This is a genomic window from Gemmatimonas sp. (assembly GCF_036405635.1).
Taxonomy (GTDB): Bacteria; Gemmatimonadota; Gemmatimonadetes; order Gemmatimonadales; family Gemmatimonadaceae; genus Gemmatimonas.
In genome coordinates this window covers 1-1,856 of record NZ_DASWXE010000175.1, presented here as the reverse complement: position 1 = coordinate 1,856, position 1,856 = coordinate 1, and the positions used below count along the sequence as shown (strand labels likewise).

The window sequence follows — 1,856 nt, the reverse complement described above, 5'->3', positions numbered from 1 at the left end:
GAAGCTCGCGGGCGCCCGAGACGAAGTCGGCGTGGATGTGTGTTTCGGTGATGTGGGTGATGCGCAGCCCTTCGGCGCGCGCCACCTCGAGGTAGGGCGCAATGTCGCGCAGCGGGTCCACCACAATGGCTTCCCCGGTGGCCTGACAGCCAATGACATAGCTTGCCTGGGCAAGCGAATGATCGTACAGCTGACGAAAAAACATGCGAAGCGTGTAGCGGAGCGAGTGGTGCAGAATGTGGTGACGAACGACTCGTCACCAGAAAGTTCGCATGTTTTCCCGCTGAGTGACAGGCGTGCCATGCTGCCTATGCCCTGGTGCTGCCGATGCTTGTAGCATGTTCGCATGTCCACCACGCCCCAGCGACGCCCCTCGACACTGGCTGCCTCGAAATTCGCGGCAGCCCGGATGCCGTTGGGGGCGACGCCCGACCCGCGCACGCTTGTGCGCCCCGAGCCAGCCCCGATGAAGGGCGCCGGTCGGTCCATGGCGAACCCGAATGCCAATGCCACGATGTCGTCGAACTCGAAACTGAACACGGCCACCTGGGGACAGTCGCATGCGCGTGGCGCGAGTGCGGCGTCGAGCAAGCTCATTCCCGGTGTCAGCGCTTTTGCCATGCCGAGCACGGCGCGCAAGCCCGCGGCCGCCGTCGCAGCTCCAGCAACCGCTTCAGCAGCAACCGTCGCGAAGGCGCCGGCGAAGGCGCCGGCAAAGGCCAAGGTGAAACCCAAGGCCAAACCCGCCAAGCGCGGCAAGGCGGGCAGCAAGGCGCGTGAACGGCAGGACAAGACGGTGGTCACCAGCCTCGTCGTGGCGTTCGTGCTGCTCACGCTGGGCATTGGCTCCGTGCGGGTGAGCGGCGGGATGTCGACAGACCGCAGCAAGACCGCCATCGCGAGCACCTTGTCGGTAGTGCACCAACAGCAGACGGCGTTTCGTACGCTCAATCAGCGTTTCGCCACCTGGAGTGAGCTTGCGGATCGTGGCATGACCCTGGGGCCGCGGCAGGTGGTGGTGTCGTCCAACGCCACAGCGTCGCACTGGTTCATGGCCGTCCGTGACAGCAGCACGGGTGTGGTGTGCTCGCGCACGGGCGAACTGTTCGATACGAGTCCAGACGAACGACGCGCGGCCTGCTCGGGAAGCAGTCTGTAACGGCCCCCACCGTCCATGGCGGACGGTGACAGCAAGGTCTCGACGAGGGTTCCGCAACGCGCGGTGGGGCGGTAGATCGCAGCGTGCCCACCGCTCACGCCCTTATGACGCGGCGTCGCCCGACAGGCGAACGCTTGTGCTCCTCTCCCGCCGGTCTGCTCACCGCTGCCGCGCTGCTCATCGGCAGTGCTTCGCCACTGCAGTCTCAGGCGCGTGATTCGCTCACACAACGAGACTCCGCGCAGGCACTGCAATCGGTGCGCGTGAGCGTGACACGCGACGTGGCTCGTTCGCCGTTCGAGTTGCCGTTTGCTCTCACCACCGCGCCACTGTCGGCGCGCCCGGCCCAACGACGCGCTGGTGTCGGCGATTTGCTGCTTGGCGTGCCCGGTGTGCAGGTGCAGGACCGCGCCAATCCGTCGCAGGACCCGCGCATTGCGGTGCGTGGTTTCGGCGCGCGGTCGGCGTTTGGTGTGCGCGGGGTGAAGGTGCTCCGTGATGGCGTGCCGTTGTCGCTGCCCGATGGGCAGACACCCATCGACTGGCTCGACCTCGAGACCATTGATCGCATCGATATCGTCCGGGGTACCGCGGCCGCTTTGTATGGCAATGCGGCTGGTGGCGTGATCGACATGCGCACCCGCCAGGCGGTGGCGGCCCCGTTCGGCGCCGAAGCTCGCGTCTGGGATGGTGGGGG

3 protein-coding genes are annotated in these 1,856 nt (G+C 66.5%); 2 read left to right on the top strand and 1 reads right to left on the bottom strand.

The window, feature by feature from the left end:
* Window positions 1–205 (bottom strand): MBL fold metallo-hydrolase (locus VGE27_RS13970; RefSeq protein ID WP_331050283.1); only part of this gene is annotated, 205 nt, incomplete at its 3' end.
* A gap of 141 nt (window positions 206–346) precedes the next feature.
* Here VGE27_RS13970 and VGE27_RS13965 point away from each other — a divergent pair.
* Both VGE27_RS13965 and VGE27_RS13960 read left to right on the top strand, forming a co-directional pair.
* Complete coding sequence (locus VGE27_RS13965) at window positions 347–1,159, top strand: hypothetical protein (RefSeq protein WP_331050282.1); 813 nt, start codon at window positions 347–349, stop codon at window positions 1,157–1,159.
* 83 nt (window positions 1,160–1,242) lie between these two features.
* Window positions 1,243–1,856 (top strand): TonB-dependent receptor plug domain-containing protein (locus tag VGE27_RS13960; RefSeq protein ID WP_331050281.1); only part of this gene is annotated, 614 nt, incomplete at its 3' end.